We start from the raw sequence: 16816 nt of genomic DNA on the forward strand, positions 1-16816 counted from the left end.
CACGTCCAGGAACCGAGCCACCCCGTCCAGGAACCGATCTCTCGCGTCCAGGAACCGAGCCGCCCCGTCCAGGAACTGAGCCGACCCGTCCAGGAACCGAGCCGACCCGTCCAGGAACTGAGCCCTCGCGTCCAGGAACCAAGCCGCCCCTGGCCCGCTTGCCGGACGCCGCGCGCCCAGGCGGCGCGCGCGGCTCACTCGGGAAAGCGCGATGTCTCGACCGCGATGCCGTCCTCGCCCCATGTCGCGGGATCCGCGGGGTTGCCGATGCCGCCCTCGCCTGGCTCGCCGAGTTCGAACGTGACGTTCTCCAGCACGAGCTGGTCCTCATCGAGGTAGGCGATGCCGATGGAGTCCCCGCCGCGCCCGCCGCCGCCATAACCGCCCCGGCCCCCGAAGCCGCCGTCGCCGCCGTCGCACGCGCGGACAATCTCATCGGGCGAATAGGCGCCGACGCCCCCGCGCCCCCCACGGCTGCCCTCCTGAGGCTCCCCTCCGTCGGTCCCAGGCATGGCCGGACCCGTCCCGATCCGGCTGTCACGCACCGTGACCTTGGCGTGGAGCGCGAGGATCGCGATGCTCGGGATGCCGTTGCCGCCTCCCGTCCCGCCCTTGCCGCCGCAGCCGCCGCCGCCGCCCGAGCCTCCGGACGGTCCCGACCGGGAGGCCACGCCGCAGAAGGCGGCGCTCCCGCGAAGACCGCCGCCCCCGCCGCCCCCCTGACCCGGCGCCCCCCTGGCCCCATCCCCGGCCCGGTCTCCCAGCCAACCGTTCTCGCTGAGACGCCCGATGCCCTGGCCCGGTGCCCCATCGGCGCCCTGCGCGCCGTCCTTCCCCGGTTGCCCGTCCTGGCAGCGGCCGTCGCCGTGGTCTCCGGTACCCCCAGCGCCCCAGCGACGGTCATCGGGACTGGCATCGGGGCCCGGCGCGGGCACACCGTCGCCGCCATCGCCGCCGTCACCGCCGTTGCCGCCTCCGGTCGCCCCTCCGTCGCCCCCCTTGCCGCCGATCGTCACGGCGCCGTCGTCACAGGAGGTCCTCGCCGGAACCCCGCCGGCCGCGGGGGCCAGGGAGCATCCCTGCACACCGCCGTTCCCACGCGCGCCTTCGGGCGGATCGGGAACTGTCCTCGCATCCTCCCCCGTCCTGTAGCCGTGACCCCCGAAGAGCTCGCTGCGAACAATCTCCACCGCGCTGCCGGACCGGACGAAGAGCCCGACGTCCTCCGTGGTCCCGATCCGCAAGTTGACGAGCGTCGAGACGCCGTCCGCGGCCCCCGTGTCGCCGGACCTCGCGGGCTCGATCGTCAACGCGACACCCACGGGGAATGACGAGATGAATGGATCGTCGCTCGGATTCCTCCGCTTCCAATCGTTGGTGCAGTCGAAGCTCCCCACGAGGTCGACGCCGGAGGGCAGCGTGATCGCGCCTGAATGTCTGCTGCAAAGGAACACGCGCCCGCGCCCCGTGCGCGCGAGCGCGATGCCGCGCGGCAGGCTCTGCACCGGCTTGTCCCGCGTACCGGGGTTCTCGTCGTCGCCCACGAACACATCGACGAACACGCCGCAACCGTCCTCTGCCTGGTCGGCGGTGAGGTACGCGCGACAGACCGACTCCGGCGGAGCAGCAGGTGCGCACGACGTCGCGCCACCGCACGGCGCAGAAGGCTGGTCATCCTCATAGGGACCGAGATCGATCCCGCACCCCGCCGCCGCGAGCGGCATCAGCAAAAGCAGTCGTCGGATTTCAGCGATCCTCATGGAGCCTCTCGAATGTCGCGCCCCGCACGGGGGGACCTTCATCGCGGTGGCTCCTCGGCCTGGGTCACCGCTGGGAACACAACCAACAGACCCGACTCGCCCCGCCCACCCTCGCTCGCGTCCTTGCGGAACCCCCCGCCGAGGCCGCCGGCGCCAGCACCGCCGCTCGTGAATCCCGCGTGTCGCACAAAGCTCACCTTGCCGACGCTCACGGTGGCGACGCCGATCGAGTGCCCACCCAGGCCGCCTCCCCCGTCGCCGCCGTCACCACCGTCACCGCCATGGCCCCCGGGGCACGCGTCCCACATTTCGATACCATAGCCGAGCCCACCTTGACCGCCCTTAAGCCCAACGCCTCCCAGCTGGCCTGTCCCGCCGGCCCCACCATTGCCACCTCGGCCGGTCACCAAGGTACTGGCCTCGACCGTGATCTCGGCGCCCCCCAGCGCCACGATCCCGATGCTCGAGCCGCCGTGGCCCCCTCCCTGGCCCGCCTTTCCACCACAGCCGCCGCTGCCTCCGGAGCCGCCGGCAGCGCCGCCCCGAGGTGCTCCAGCACGGCACTGGATCATGTCGACCCTCGATCGACTCCCGCCGCCGCCCCCGCCGCCCCGGCCGATGCCCCCGGGGGCACCATCGCCGCCCCGAACGCCCACCCACCCGGTCACGTCGAGGCTACCGAGGCCGATCGCACCGGGGCCGTGCTGCCCCGACTCACCGTTCGCGCCCGGCTTTCCGGCCTTGCATCCCCCGCTGCCCGCGCCGAGCCCCCCCTCGCCGGACGCCACCGGACTCTCCGCCGAAGAAGGTGCGCCCGGCTGGCCGTCGCCGCCTTCCTCGACGTGCCCATCGCCGCCCTGTCCGCCGATGGACTCGATGCCCCCCTCGCACTCGGTGATCACGGGGGGTGCGCCCGTCGCGATGTCCGCCGTGCACGCGTTCACCCCGTCCTCCCCGTACTGCCCGTCCTTCGCCCGGAGGCGCGGGGCGTCCTCCCCCGGCTCCCCGTCCTTGCCATCGGCCGCGTGGACCTGGCTCTCCACCACCCGGAGCTTCGCCCCCTGGCTCAAGATCATCCCGATCGACGACTTCCCGTCGCTCGCCGACCCCTCGGCGGCCACGACCCGGATCCCGACCACCGTCGACGTCGCACCTCCCCCGTCGAGGACCCGGACCGGGACCGCCGCCGGGCCCGGGGTGATGGTGGTCAGCTGGTCGGGCCCTCCGAACGACCACCCGAATGACCAGTCCCCGTCGGCGCAGCGGCGCCCTCCCCAGAGGTCCACGCCCGAGGGCAGCACGACCGACTCCTCGAACATTTCGCCGCACGCGTACACGCGCCGGGTCGGCGCCTCCCCGTCGCGCCGTCCGCCCGCAGCGAGCGCGATCGCGCGCTGCAATGTCCTCACGGGCCGCTGCCGCGTGCCCGGGTTGCGGTCGTCGCCGTCCACGCGGACGAACACCCCGCAACCGCTTAGCGCCGGCGCCCTCTCTGGATCGCCGTCGCACGGCGAGGCCGGGGGCGGCGGCGCCGGGGGGGAGGGCTCGTCGCACGTCTGCTCCTCCCAGCAGTAGTCGCCCCCGTAAATACTGCACCCCGAGACCGCGCTCGCGCCGCACGCACACAGCCCGGCGATCGCAAGCGACATCGCGGCCCTCCGCGCCGCCCTGGCCCACCTCACGTTCACGCTCGCCTCCTGGCCCTCCATGCCCGTCTCCGAGCCCCTCACCACACCCCCAGCGCCACCAGCCCGACCTGCTGCGCCGCCATCGCCGGGACGACACGCAGCCCGCTCCGCGACGGCGTCGATCGCAGGAACGAGAGGTCCACGAAGAAGGACGCGACGGTCACCGCGCCGACCACGGCCCCCGTCGCGACCAGGGCGGTTCCGAGGACGCCGGACTGATCGCGCTGCTCGCGCATACGCCGGAGCTCCGGGCACGCCGAGGGCTGCGGCGCTTCGCGGCACGCGCCCGAGGTCCACGACGGATCGCGGTGGAGGCCGCCGATGCGCTCGCGGAGGTCCCCGTCGAGGCGGTTCGCCCGGAGCATGAAGACCGCCCCCGCCGACACGGCGGCCGCCGTGACCGCAACGCCCGTGATCCGCAGCGTCCCCGGCCATGACGCCCATGGTCCCGGTGCCGCCGGGGGCGCGGCCGAGGCCGCCGCCGGCTCGACCGGTGCGCTCTTCCTCACGCCCGGATCCGGCGCGCGCACGGGCGCGTCGGCCGCGCGCTCGATCCGCAGCGCCGCGCTGACCGTCTTCCCCGCATCGACCTCGACCCGCTGCGAGACCTCCCCGTGCCCCGACAGCCGGGCCCGAAGCGTGTACGCCCCCGGCGAGACGAACAGCTCGTGGGCCGTGGCGCCCGTGCCGATTGGCTCCCCGTCCAGGAGGATCTCGGCGTCCGGCGGGGACGCCGCCACGTAGATCCTCCCGACGCGCTCGGCGGCCCTGTTGAACGCACGCGTGAACCTGTCGAGGAGCGCGCGATTCAGGGCGGCGTCCTGCTCGAGGCTCTGCCCCAAGTGCTCGGCGGCCTCCCGGTGCTTGCCCTGCTCCAGCTCGCAGAGCCCCAGATAACCCAGCACCTCGGCCCGCTGCACCGCGGTCATGCCAGCAGCGTCGGGCGCCGCCAGGACGGCCTCGAAGCTCGCCTCCGCCTCGGCCCACCGCCGCGCGCCGAAGGCACGCCGGGCCTGCTGGTGCGCCGTCATCACCCCCGCGCTCCCGGCCGCCCGGGGCCCCGCAGGCCCCGGCGCCGCGCGCGCGAGCCCGATGCCGCTGCCCAGCGCGCCGACAAGACAGACCCCGCCCACGACCGAGCGCCAGCGCGTCACGCGGCGCACTGTACCGGGGATGCCGCCAGCCCAGCAACGGCGCGAGCACGCCGAACGCTGCGTTTTTGCCAAACGAATCCGACGTCGCCTTCGCAATGGTCTCTGTCGAGGCGTCGCCCGGCCGTCATCCCCGTGTGGACGCACCTTCGCGCACCGTTCTTCGTCGCGCCTATCGATTGGGTCACCTCTTTTCGCGCCTGAAGCATCTGGACGTGCATGGACCTGAGCACTCCGCCGATCCTGGACGTCGCAGCCCCTTGTCCGCTTGGTTCCGATCGCTTCCGCCGGCTCGCGCGCGCCATGCGCGTGCCGGCTCAGGACGTCGACGACGTCGTCCAGCAGGCGTGGCTTCGCATCCTGGAGAACCGCGCGCACATCGACCTGGCGAGGGACGCCGCAGCGTATGTGGACCAGATCGTCAGAAACGAGGCGCGCTCCAGCCGGCGGCGATCGCGCCGCCGGGACGAGGTGGTCGCACCGCTCCAGGACGAGGATCCTTCGGACGAGCGGCCGGGTCCAGAAGCCGCCGTGATGGCCCGCCAGCGGCCTGCCGTGCTCTGGCGCTTCATCGACAAGCTCGATGACGCACGTCGCACGGTGTTCATCGAGCACGAGCTCCTGGGCCGGACGCTCGCCGAGATCGCCAGGGCGCACGCGCTCTCGGAGAACACCGTCAAGTCACGGCTCGCTGCCGCCTGGGACAGGGTCGAGCAGGAGAGGGCGCGCTGGCAGGCAGAGCAGCACCGGCGCGGGGAGGCCGCGGCGCCGTGCGTGATGCCCTTCTTCTCCAGCGCCTGGCTTCACGACGCATTGCGCGGACTTCGCCGGTTCAGGCTGCATGGGACGGCTGCGGCTGGGCTCGTGCTCGGGGCGGGCGCCGCCTGGCCTGGCCCAGCGGCAGGTTTCGCCGAAGCGCCCCTGCTCGCAGCCTCGGGGCACGCGCAGTCCACACTCGACATCCCGGCGGCACCTGCTGACGCGCGCGGCGTGAGGCCGGGCCTATCCGAGAGCGTCATGAGACGAGAGGCCGTCATGGCCTCCGCCACATCCGCCCCTCACGGCAGCTCCACGACATCCGGCGCGGCGTCCGCCGCAGTCGCGAGATCGCCCCAGGAAGGTACCGGCGCGGAGCATGTCCGGATCGATCCGAGGATCGAGCGCGCGCGAGCGATGCTGGATCTCGGGACCATCGAGGGACAGCTTGCGGCGTGCCGTCTCCTGCACGAGCACCGCGAGCGTCGTGGTCGCGGAGAACACGGCGTGGAGCGCGACGCGCTGCTCCGGCGGGTGCGCTGCGAGCGCTACGGGTCGCTCCAGGCGCACGAGTGATCGCGCCGCGCAAAGCCGTCGACCTGGACATCGACTCCATCACCCGGCACGCGGCGACCATCAACCATGTATTGCAGCGCTGGCGCGTGCCGAGCAGGGATCGCGCCGACCTCGTCCAGGAGGTGCTGCTCGGGGCATGGCAAAGCATGCGTGCCGGCCGGTTCCAGCCGCGGCCGGGGGTCCCGGACGCCGTGGCCCTGAAGCGATGGATCGTCGGCATCAGCTGGCGTCATGCTTCACATTACGTAAAGCGCGCGCACCGGCGGTACGAGGTCCTCGTGCCGAGCGCCGGTGGGCTCCGCCAGGACCACACCCCTGCGCCGGTCGAACAGATCGAGGCCCGGAGGGCACTGCACGATCTGAGACGAGTCGCCCCCAGGTTTCGAGCTGTCCTCGCCCTCACGGCACAGGGACACACGATCGCGGAGATCGCCGCGGAGCTCGGGCAGAACCCGAACACGGTCTGGAATCGACTGCGGCTCGGCCGGCTGTGGTTCCGGCGCGCTCGCCTGCGGTGGCGGAGGCCCTGCGGCCGCGAGCGTTCGGAGATTCGCGGAAGTCCGCGAACTTTTCATCGATGACGTCCCCCGTCGCGAGCGCGCGCCGGGAACGGAGGATGCCGTCTCGCAAGCCGGGCTGCGCCCCGGGGTCGGGCGTGGGGACGTTCATGCAGCGGAAGGGGTGCGAGCCCAATCATCGCTTGCGGCACATCCTTACACCGGGGATCTCGGCGTCGACCCCCGCCTTCTGGTACGCGCACTGTGCCGGGGCGTGGCTCGGATCGCCGCCGGTGGCGACCTTCATCCCTGCCTGCTTCGTGCTCTGTCGGGCTAACGACCGGCCGATAAGCTGCGCCGCGAAGTGGCGCCGGATCCATCGGATTGTTCGGCGGCACAGAACGTCAAGCTGGAGTGACGCCGTGCGGAGCCGTCAACACATCCTCCCACGCCGCCCGCATGTCCGCCGCACTCAAAAATCGCTCCGCAGCGGACGGTGCGAGCGCGCGCGAAAAGAACTCACTCAGACTCGCGCGATATTCCGCACTGGCACGCAACCCTCGCACGTGGTGCAGCACGTCGTCAGCGCGGGGCCGCTCGCCAAAGAGTAGCTCGTGAAAGATTACCCCTATTGCGTAGAGATCAAATGACGTATCCCACTTGCCGACGCCCCAATCGGGAGGAGCATAGGCCGGCGTTCCAACCTGTGTTCGATTGGCATCATCCGGCCGCTTCGCAAGCTGCGTATCGATCAGCTTGACCGTCCAGGAGCTCTCGTCTGTCACAATAATGTTGTCCGGTTTCAGATCTCGATGGAGATACCCGCTCTGCGACAGCCGGAAGTACTCCTCCAGCTGTTCTTCGGTGACCTGAGAGCGCTCGTCCAGTTGGCGCTTCAGCGCGCGTCGACGTTCGGCCGAGGGATGAAGCGATTCCACCGCGGCCAAAATATGCGTCGTCACAGCCTCGAGTGCCTCAGTGCTCATCTGTCCGCCGGATTCGTGGACGATCGTCGACAGCGATCTCCCCGGAATGTACTCCATCACCAAAGCAAATCGATCGTCATACTCAACAACCTCGTATGCGCGCGGAACAGCATCGCACGCAAGCGCGAGCAGGTTTCGATACTCCATGTCAGCCGCGTCGCGACTCGCAGATGAGGAGTAGACTTTCAGTGCCCGGTCGGCGCCAGCTTGACGATCCCATGCACGCCATACCGTGCCCGTCGCACCTTCTCCCAACCGTTGCAGCAAAGTGAACCGTCCTGCACGCACCTCGTCAACAGCATGTTTCGCGGTAAAGTCACGAAGCGCATCCATAGTGACCTGTGGAGTCACCGAATCATCGACAAGACCGTAGGCACGCAGATGACGAAGACTGCTTCCTTTGGGATTACCGGGCGCACCGAGAGAGAGTCGCTGCAAGACCTCATACTCTCCGGGGTAGAAGCGTGCGAGGTACTGCACAACCTGTTTTATTACTCCGTCAGCGCGTTGCTCAAGGAACTGCGCGTACTCGCGGTCGAAGTCTGCGGCTCGAAGCACCATGGGTCGGACCGCAGTAGCACGAGACAGTACGCTACAGAATTGTCGAGCCAAATACGCGTGCCCCCCAAAGGCTGACCACACACGGTCGATGAACTCATCTTCGAGTGTTACGGCCATGCGCGCACCGATTGTTCGAAGCATCTGTGTCATCATCGGACGCTCAAGAAGCGGAACGTAATGCGTTCGAAACAGGTCAAGACCCGGGTTATTTACACCACCAACATCCGGAATTTCGCAGAATGTCTCATTGATTCCACAGACGACCAATGCCACTTGCGACTGATGTGCCTGCTTCAGCGCCCGCAGCGCCCCGAACAGGCGGACGTACTCCCTTTCACGACGCGCCTTTTCGCTGGGGTCAACCGCATCGGTGGTGGGGACCAGCCACTCGATTTCATCGATGGCGAGAAGGACGCGTTTCTGGTGCCGCTCAACGGCCCATCGCACCTGAGAACGAAGACTCGCCAGGGGGTCGTCACTCGATCCTTGTCCACCCGACGGTAGCCCGCGGTCGGCAATGGACGAGCGCAACTGCCGCAACAGCCCCCGTGCGGCACTAGCAGCATCCGCGTCAATGTTCTCCTCTTGAGCGTCATACAGCGCGACGAGCCAATCGTGCCCCGGACGCGTCACAACCTGAGATGTAAGCCTTTTCAGAACAGACGTCTTTCCAACCCGACGGATTCCGAGAATAGCCACGCCAAGCTCACCCTGGACGACGTCATGCTCTAGTTGTGTCACAAGGGGCATGCGGCCGAACAGATCGTCGGGCACCGGAAATCGTGTATCGAAGTGATCAACAGTGAAGGCCTGCTGGGCGAATGCCCTGGCCAAATGTTCTTGACGCTGCACTGGAGTCTGAAGGGCCCGAATATCTGCATGGGTAAGCCCAATGTACGCCGTCTTATAGCCTGTTGCTCCGTCCGGGTAGGCTTCGGCGCATTGGGCGACAATATTGGGATCCGACGAGATTACGAGCACAGCCGTCTTCGCTAGACGATCATTGGCACGAAGCTTTCGTCTTACCTCGTTAAAAAACCAAGCTTGCTGCGGAGTATGATGAAGGATGATGGCCAGGAGCTCGTCGCCCGTTAGCCCAAGTTGCTTCCGTCGCTCCGATGTCAGGTGCAAGAGAACGAAGTAATCGTAGCTGCCGGGGCGGAGACCATCTACGCGATCGATTTGGAGATCATTTGCATTAAAGAAGCTCACGAGTCCGGCGTAGTCGCGCTGGGCTACTTCGTCTTCCAACTGGCGCCTTTTATACGGGTCCATGCTGAGTCCTATCGTGATACCGAGAGGTGGTTAGCGTCGCGCGGGGAGGGGCGCCGACGAGACCAAACGCAAACTCTGTCCAAGGGGGAGTAGACCCTGCTTGCGGGGGCGCGTCAAGAACGTCGAAATGACCGAGCGCCGCTACTGCATCTGGTCAGGAGGCTCCATGGACCACACGGAGCGAAGGGCCGGCGCGTGCAGCGCTCGTCCGCCGAACTATCAGTAGACCGTCCGGTCGAACCCATTCGGCTCGGGTCCGCCGAACCCCTTCGGCCGAGCCCTGCCTAACGCCCGAAGCAGAGCCACACCGGGTCCATTCCTCCGAACCCTGCCGCGCGTCGCGGCCGCTGCACCTGCCGCCACCGCTGGTCAGTTCAACGCTCCGCCCGCCCGCGGCCACCATGCGCGCTCGACGCCGCATGAGGCCCATCATACATGACCCTCGGCCTGTACGGATCGCGCTTCGCGCCTGCAGAGCGCGGTCGAGGCAGGTCGGTCTCGCCAGCGCCCACGGTCACCTGACCGCCCCCTTCTGTGTAAAGCACGGACGTACCGCGGCGCCTGCCCCTTGGGTTATCCCGTGAGAGGGCGCGTCATCCCCCTGCCGAAGCCGCCACACGCGGCGGCCGTCCCGCGGTGGCTGGCGCAGGATCACGGGAAGGTCCATCCACGGCGCTGATGGATCCATCCAGAACATCGAATGGTCGGCCGGACGGGCGTCGTTACAACTCTCTTCATCGAAGCGCGGCGCGCCGTGCGCCGCCGAAGAGGAGGATCTTATGACCGCTGCTTCCCCGACCGCCGTGACGCTCTCCCTCCTGGCCCGCATCGAGGCCAAGCCTGGCAAGGAGGCCGAGGTCGAGGCGCTCCTCCGCTCCGCCGTCGGCCTCGCGGCCGAGGAGCCGCGGACGGTTCACTGGTTCGCGCTGCGCATCGGGCCGTCGACGTTCGGCATCTTCGACACCTTCGCGGACGAGGTGGGGCGCAAGGAGCACCTCGCGGGCCGCATCGCGGCAGCGCTCATGGCCAAGGCGCCGGAGCTGCTCGCCGCGCCGCCCGTCATCGAGCACGTGGACATCATCGCCGCGAAGGGTTGACCGGCCGCGCCCGGGCAGCGCGTGAGAGCAGCGCGTCCCAGAAGAGCTGCAAGCCCGGCGCCGGCGTGCGATCGCCCGAGCGCACCAGCGCGACGGTGCGACGGAGGGCCGGATCGACGAGCGGGCGCTGCGACGCGCCCGTCAGCAGCACCGAGTGCTCGGGCATGAAGGCAAAACCCAGCCCCGCGTGCACCAGGCTCTGGACCCAGTCCTCCCGGTCGGTCCGGTACGCCGCGTACAGGTCCACGCGCCGCGCGGCGCACGCGCCCGTCACCTGCTCGCGCATCTCGCAGGCGAGCCGATCGAGGTAGGGCTCGCCATCCAGATCCTCGAGCCGCAAGCCCTCGCGCGCGGCCAGGTGGTGGCCGGGCGGGAGGACCACGACGTAGCGCTCCTCGTAGAGGGGCGCCACCACGCACCAGTCCGGGACAGCGTCGCCGAGGTTCGAGACGATGACGTCGACCTCGGCCTCCTCCAGCCGCCGCAGGAGCTCACCCTGCACGGCCACCGCGATCTCCAGCTCCACCCCCGGCGCCTCCGCGCGGAACGCCGCCAGCGAGCCCGCGAGCCGCGCGGGCCCGATGGTGCAGAGGATGCCCACCCGGAGCGGCACCTGCTTGAGGCGCCGGTGGTTGTCCGCGATCACCTGGACGGCCTGCATCTCGTCCCGCAGCCGCTGGAGCCGCGGCAGCACGCGCTGCCCCAGCGCCGTGAGCTTGGCGCCGCCGCGCTCGCGCAGGACGAGCGGCCCGCCCAGCTCCTCCTCGAGCTTCTTGATGGCGGCCGTGAGCGCGGGCTGCGAGACCGCGCACCGCTCGGCCGCGCGCGTGAAGCTGCGGGTCTCGGTCACCGCAAGGAAATACCGGACCTGATGCATCTCCATGGCCGCGCATCTTCGCCCGGCGACGCCGCCCGCGCCAAGGAGGCGGCGCGTTCGCTCGGCTCCGATCAGGGCTGCCGAGGGAGAAGACGACCGGCGGCCCCTCTCCCCGGGAGGACGAGGGTCACCGAAGCGCGGTGGTGATCACATAGCGCGTGTCGCCGAACTCCGGATCATCGCATTCCTTGTAATACTCCCCGGAGCGGTTGAGCTTGCCGCAGTACTCCTTGCAATGCCCGACGATCTCGATCATCCCGCAGCCCTCGAGATCGCCGTCCGCGGCGAGCTGGCCCGCGGCGCAGTCGCGCTTCGCCGCGCGCGCGACATCGACGTTCGCCGGGTTGTAACAGGCGCGCAGGTACGGCGTCTCCGTGAAGAGGTTCCCCCAGAAGGCCCCTTCGACATGAGGGTACTCGTCGAGCTCGCCGCACCCGACCTCGTGATGCAGCGGGTTCTGTCGGGAGCGCATCGAGATGCTGACCGAGACTCCATAACGGTTCGTGTGGGCGGCGAGGCACGCGGAGACCATCCGCTTGCCCTCGTCGTCGAGCGGGCGCCGGTCCCACCGAGGCGCGAGGCCGAGGTGTCCGGGATAGACCTCCTTGTGGGTCGCGCCCGCGCTGTCGGTCCAGGAGAAACGGAACGACTGGGACTCCTTGAGCGCGCAGCTGACCGTGTACTTCACGAGCGACCGGAAGAGATCGCCCCTCGCGCCAGGATCCCTGAGAGCGGAGGCCGCCACCGGGCTCAACGCGTTCGCGCTCAGCGCGTTGGCGCTCAGCGCATTCGCGCTCAACGCGTTCGCGCTCAGCGCATTCGCGCTCAGCGCATTGCCGCTCGCGAGCTCGCCAGCGCTCGATCCGAGCTCCTCTGTTTCATCCCCCGCTTCGAGCGCCTGCTCGGGCGCGATGCAGCCGGTAGCCACGAAAAGGATGCCTGCGCACCCAAGTACAGCCCTGGTTTTCACGTGATGAGACCTCAGGTAGCGAGCCAAGGGGAGCGCCCACGCTCCCCGATCACAGCACGCCCTCCGGCGCGTCGCTCAACACAACGACAGCCGGGAACTCTCCACGTCAACGACCAGGGTACGGCAAACCACTTCGACTGTCAGCTATTAAATTGCACGTCCTCCGCGGATTCCTCCGTGGGACAGCAACGCTTCGTCACGTTCAGTCACGTTCGGCCACGTTCAGTCACGTTCAGTCACGTTCAGTCACGTTCAGTCACGTTCAGTCACGTTCGGCCACGTTCAGTCACGTTCGGCCACGTTCAGTCACGTTCGGCCACATTCAGTTCCGACCGTTCCGCCCAGCTCCGACAGCTCCGACCCACTGCGATGCGAGCTCCAGGGTGCGGGCGTTGTCCGGAACGTGGGAGAGAAAGCGCCCGCGCCACTCGGGATCGCGAACGCCGGCGGCCCGGTCGAGCAGCTTGTCGCGCGCCGAGGAGATGGCGACCGCCGCCCTGGCCGCGTCGCCGACCGCGGAGAACGCCTCCGCGTGGACCAGTCGGATCATCGACTCGCCCTCTTCGATCCCGCCGAGCGACTCGAGCGCTGCCAGGGCCTCGCCGGCGGCCACGAGCGCCTCGGCGGCGCGCCCCAGCCCGATCAGCGCCCGGGCGCGGATCGCCATGGCCGTGACGCGGAACGGCGACGCGCTCTCCAGCGCCTCGGCGAGGCGCGCCTCGCGCTCAGCGCCCGCGAGATCGCCGGCGAGCAGGGCTATCTTTGCGAGGTACGAGCGCGACACCACCTCGGCGCGCGGGTCGCCCAGCCGCTGGCTCGAGGCGAGGGCCGCCTCCTCGACGGCCCGCGCCTCGGCGAGCCTGCCGCAGTAGGCGAGGACCTGCCCGAGGCTGGCCTGCGCCGCCGCCGCCACCTCGTGCAGACCCATCCGCTCCGTGGCCTCCAGCACGGAGCGGAGCGCCGCCTCGGCGCCGCCGAAATCGCCGAGCTCGCCGTAGGAATAGCCCAGGTTCGCGCGGGTGATGCACGCGTTGCGCCGGTCGCCGACCTGCTCGAACGCCACCAGCGCAGCCTCCAGGCCGGTGACGCAGGCGCCGGGATCGCCCCCGCTCATCGCGCGGAAAGCGCGCGCCTGGTGCAGCCCCGCGACCACCTCGGCCCCCGTGCCGGCGCCGGTCGGCGCCCCGTCGGCCATGGCGCGCTCCACCTCCGCGATGAGCCCGTCGACGATCGCAGGCCGTCCGGCGAAGGCCAGCGTCGAGGCGCCCATGCAGAGACAGGTGCTCCTCGCGCTCTCCGCGCCTTGCGAGGCGGTGACGACGACCGCCGCGCCCATCCACCGCTCCACGCGGTCGAAGCCGCCCAGCTTGCTCGCGGCCGCGACGGCCTGCGTGACGGCCGCGAACCATGGCGCCGAGCCGGGCGCGAGGTGCCGCGCCGCGTCCGTCCCCCGCTGCTCGGCCAGCGCGAGGTCGCCCCGCCACACGTGCGCCTCGGCCTGGACCAGCCGGAGCGCCCCCACCACCGCGGGCTCCGGCGCGCACTCGAGCCCGCGCTCGGCCCGCGCGATCGCGGCGCCGAGATCGTTGCCCTCCAGGGCGTGCTGCGCCGCGCGCAGGTACGCCGCGGCGGCCCGCGCGGGCACCGCGCCGCGCTCGAAGTGCTCCGCGAGCGCCATCGCGTCGGGCTCGCCCGCGCCCTCCAGCCAGGCGCCCGCCAGCGCGTGGCCCAGCCGCCGGTCGGCCTCCGTCAGCATCCCGTACGCCGCCTCGCGCACCAGCGCGTGCCGGAAGCGGTACTCGACCTCTCCGCGCATCCGCCCGGGGCCGCGCCGGTGGACCACCTCACGGCGCTCCAGCTCCGAGAGCCAGCGCGTCACCACGGCGCCCCCGAGCAGCGCGCTCACCGCGCTCGGCCAGAACGCCTGGCCGAACACGCTCGCGGCCCGCAGCACGCGCCGCGCCTCGGCGTCGAGCGCCTCGATGCGCGCCTGCACCATCGCCAGCACCGTCTCCGGCAGGTCCGCGCCATGGCCGGCCGCCACCGCGCGGACCTGCTCCTCCAGGTAGAACGGGTTGCCGTCCGCCCGGTCCACCAGCGTGGCCACGAGCTCGGCGCGCGCCTCGTCGCCCAGCGCGGCCCGCACCAGCCGCTCGCTCGCCCGGCGCGTGAGCGGCGGCAGCATCATCTGGTTGCCGAAGCGCCCCTGAGACAGCCCCGGAAAGGCCTCGTGCACCTCGGGTCGAGCCAGCCCGAGCACCAGGAACGGCAGATCCCGCAGGCTCCGGAGCGCCGCCTCCACCATCGTCAGGGTGGGCAGGTCGCCCCACTGCAAGTCCTCGAGGATCAGCAGCACGGGCTGCCTCGCGCACTCGGCCCGGATGAACTCCTCCCACGACAGCCGCAGCTGATCGCCCATCAGCTGCCGGTTGCGCCGCGCCGCGCCGACCCGGATGTCGTCGTCCGGGAACGGCGCGCCCAGGAGCTCGCCAAGGAAGGCGCTGACGCGCCCGACGTCGAGCTCCGGATGGCGCTCGACCCGCGCCCTCACCTTGCGCCGGCGCTCCTCCAGCGGCTCGCCGTCGACGATGCCCATCGCGCTCCGCAGCGCGCGCGACAGGAGGCCGAACGCCGAGCCCGAGCTCATCGGGTCCCCCTGGCCGATCCACACCTCCACGTGGGCGCCGTCCGCCAGGTCGGCGCCGCCCCCGCCGCGCGCGCGGTCGGCCGCTCGCGCGTTGCGCGCCGACACCGTCTCGAGGAACTCCTGCCGCAGCCGCGATTTGCCCATGCCGGCCGCCGCGACCACCAGCAGCGCGCCGGAGGTCGACTCCTCGGTGCTCCGATCGAGCTCCGCGGTCAGCACCGCGAGCTCCCGCTCCCGCCCGAAGCACGCCACCGGCTTGCCGAGCAGCGCCGGCGCCGACGTCACCCTGAGGTCGTCCCGCGCCCCGTGAAGGAAGCGCGCGCCGCCCTCGCAGCTCGTCTCGAACCGGCCGCCCAGGAGCCCCGCCGTCACCTCGTCGATGCGGACCGCGGCGACCGCGCCCGGCTCGCCGCGCGACGGCAGGAGCTGGACCGCCCGGTCGATGAGCTCGCCCATCGGGATGCGCGACGTCAGCTCGGCCCGGCCGGTCACGAGCGAGACCTGCGCGCCGCCGAGCAACGCGCGCAGCGAGAGCGCGCAGCGCGCGGCCTGCGCGGCGAGATCGGTGGCCGCCTCGGCGCTCGTCAGCACGAGCAGCGGCGATCTCGCGTCGATGAGCTCGATCTGACCCTGGTAGCGCTCGGCGAGCGCGTAGAGCTCGTCGGCGCGGCCCGTCGCCCGCGCCTGCTCTTCCTCCTGCGAGCGCGTCACCTCCTCGGGCGCCGAGCGCTCGTGCGCGAGCACGAGGCACGTGACGCGCCGCTCGCTGCTCGTGAGCTCCAGGACGGGCGCCAGCGCGGCAGGGTAGGCGCCGTCCGCCGCGCCGGCGCGGCTGAGGTCGATCGCGCGGAGCTCCTCGGCGACGGCCGCGCCGTCGCGGGGCCGCCCGTCTGGCTGCTTCGCGAGCATCCTGGTGACGAGGGCGTCGAGCTCGCCCGGCAGATCCGGGCGAACCTCGCGGAGGCGCGGCGGCTCGTCGAGCAGCACCTTGACCATCACGGCGAGCGCCCCGGCGCCCTGGAAGGCGGCGCGCCCGGTGAGGCACTTGAAGAGCACGCAGCCGAGCGCGAACACGTCGGCGCGGGCGTCGACGCGCCGCTCGCCGCGCGCCTGCTCGGGCGCCATGTACTCCGGGGTCCCGAGGACGGTGCCCGGCAGGGTGAGCTGCTGGTCGATCCGGAAGCGCGCGATCCCGAAGTCGAGCACCATGGCGCGATCGAGCCGCCCCTCGACGAGGAGCAGGTTGCTCGGCTTGAGGTCGCGGTGCACGACGCCCTGCCCGTGGAGGGCGCCGAGCGTCTCCGCGATCCGCGCGACGACGTCGACGCTCTCGGCGGGGGTGAGCCCTCGCCGCGCGATGCGCTCGGCGAGCGTCTCCCCGGCGAGCCACTCCATCACCAGATACGGCTTGCCGCCCGCCGCGACGCCGTGGGCGATGTACCGGACGACGCCGGGGACGCGCAGCGCCGAGAGCACCTCCACCTCGCAGGAGAAGCGGCTGAGCTCACCCTTGTCGGCGCGGCGAAGCACCTTGAGAGCCACCGTGTCGCCGCTTCGCCGGTCGCGCGCCCGGTAGACGTGCCCCATCCCGCCCGAGCCCGCGAGGCCCTCGATCTGGAACCGCTCGTCGACGATCTCTCCGACGCGCATCAACGGCCGTGAATCCAGCGATATCACGCGCGCCGCCCTCCTGGTCTGGATACAGGCCCGGGATGGTAGGGCGACTCACCTCCAGCGCGACCGCGACCGGATCGAACGCGCGATGCGACGCGTCAGGGCTGGAGTCTCACGAAGAACACGCCGGGGCGCTCGGGGAGGACCGGCTCCGCGCACGCGCTGGCCGCCCGCCGGCGCGAACGAGGGGTTCTCGACGGATACGTGCGTGTGCGCAGGCCGTCCGGGTGGTGCGCCGAGCGCAGGTAAATCATCGACGACCAGGGCGCCCGTGATGGGGGAACGGCGCCGGCGCCGGAGA

Annotated in this window: 10 protein-coding genes; 3 read left to right on the plus strand and 7 right to left on the minus strand. The window is 70.8% G+C overall.

From position 1 onward, the window contains the following. Window positions 1-194: 194 nt before the first annotated feature. From WMF39_RS38555 to WMF39_RS38565, 3 genes are read right to left on the minus strand one after another with little or no spacing between them, the layout of a single operon-like run. Window positions 195-1760 carry a hypothetical protein gene (locus WMF39_RS38555; RefSeq protein WP_437741459.1) on the minus strand — a complete coding sequence of 522 codons (1566 nt, stop codon included), beginning with the start codon at window positions 1758-1760 and terminating at the stop codon, window positions 195-197. 38 nt (window positions 1761-1798) lie between these two features. Next, window positions 1799-3490 (minus strand): hypothetical protein, encoded by a 1692-nt coding sequence (locus WMF39_RS38560; protein ID WP_437741460.1) that lies wholly within the window; start codon window positions 3488-3490, stop codon window positions 1799-1801. Continuing rightward, window positions 3487-4602: a PEGA domain-containing protein gene (locus WMF39_RS38565; protein ID WP_437741461.1), complete on the minus strand. Its 1116-nt coding sequence runs from the start codon at window positions 4600-4602 to the stop codon at window positions 3487-3489. Before WMF39_RS38565 ends, WMF39_RS38560 begins: the two co-directional genes overlap by 4 nt. A gap of 216 nt (window positions 4603-4818) precedes the next feature. On the opposite strand from WMF39_RS38565, the gene WMF39_RS38570 reads away from it, so the two are divergent. Both WMF39_RS38570 and WMF39_RS38575 read left to right on the plus strand, forming a co-directional pair. Then, window positions 4819-5931: an RNA polymerase sigma factor gene (locus WMF39_RS38570; RefSeq protein WP_437741462.1), complete on the plus strand. Its 1113-nt coding sequence runs from the start codon at window positions 4819-4821 to the stop codon at window positions 5929-5931. Then, window positions 5928-6512 (plus strand): sigma-70 family RNA polymerase sigma factor, encoded by a 585-nt coding sequence (locus WMF39_RS38575; protein ID WP_437741463.1) that lies wholly within the window; start codon window positions 5928-5930, stop codon window positions 6510-6512. The genes WMF39_RS38570 and WMF39_RS38575 overlap by 4 nt, the downstream gene beginning before the upstream one ends. Window positions 6513-6832: 320 nt before the next feature. Here the strand turns inward: WMF39_RS38575 and WMF39_RS38580 are convergent, their stop codons facing one another. After that, window positions 6833-9250, minus strand: a complete 2418-nt coding sequence (locus WMF39_RS38580) for a protein kinase domain-containing protein (RefSeq protein WP_437741464.1) — start codon at window positions 9248-9250, stop codon at window positions 6833-6835. Window positions 9251-10029: 779 nt separating this feature from the next. Here WMF39_RS38580 and WMF39_RS38585 point away from each other — a divergent pair. Further along, window positions 10030-10347: a putative quinol monooxygenase gene (locus tag WMF39_RS38585; protein WP_437741465.1), complete on the plus strand. Its 318-nt coding sequence runs from the start codon at window positions 10030-10032 to the stop codon at window positions 10345-10347. Here WMF39_RS38585 and WMF39_RS38590 read toward each other — a convergent pair. The 3 genes from WMF39_RS38590 to WMF39_RS38600 all read right to left on the minus strand — a co-directional run bounded on the left by WMF39_RS38590 (window position 10328) and on the right by WMF39_RS38600 (window position 16491). Further along, window positions 10328-11230 (minus strand): LysR family transcriptional regulator, encoded by a 903-nt coding sequence (locus tag WMF39_RS38590; protein WP_437741466.1) that lies wholly within the window; start codon window positions 11228-11230, stop codon window positions 10328-10330. The genes WMF39_RS38585 and WMF39_RS38590 overlap by 20 nt on opposite strands. A gap of 121 nt (window positions 11231-11351) precedes the next feature. Continuing rightward, window positions 11352-12152, minus strand: a complete 801-nt coding sequence (locus WMF39_RS38595; RefSeq protein WP_437741467.1) for a hypothetical protein — start codon at window positions 12150-12152, stop codon at window positions 11352-11354. 364 nt (window positions 12153-12516) lie between these two features. Then, window positions 12517-16491 (minus strand): serine/threonine-protein kinase, encoded by a 3975-nt coding sequence (locus tag WMF39_RS38600; RefSeq protein WP_437741468.1) that lies wholly within the window; start codon window positions 16489-16491, stop codon window positions 12517-12519. Window positions 16492-16816: the final 325 nt, after the last annotated feature.

This window comes from Sorangium sp. So ce1504 (assembly GCF_051521635.1).
Taxonomy (GTDB): Bacteria; Myxococcota_A; Polyangia; order Polyangiales; family Polyangiaceae; genus Sorangium; species Sorangium cellulosum_B.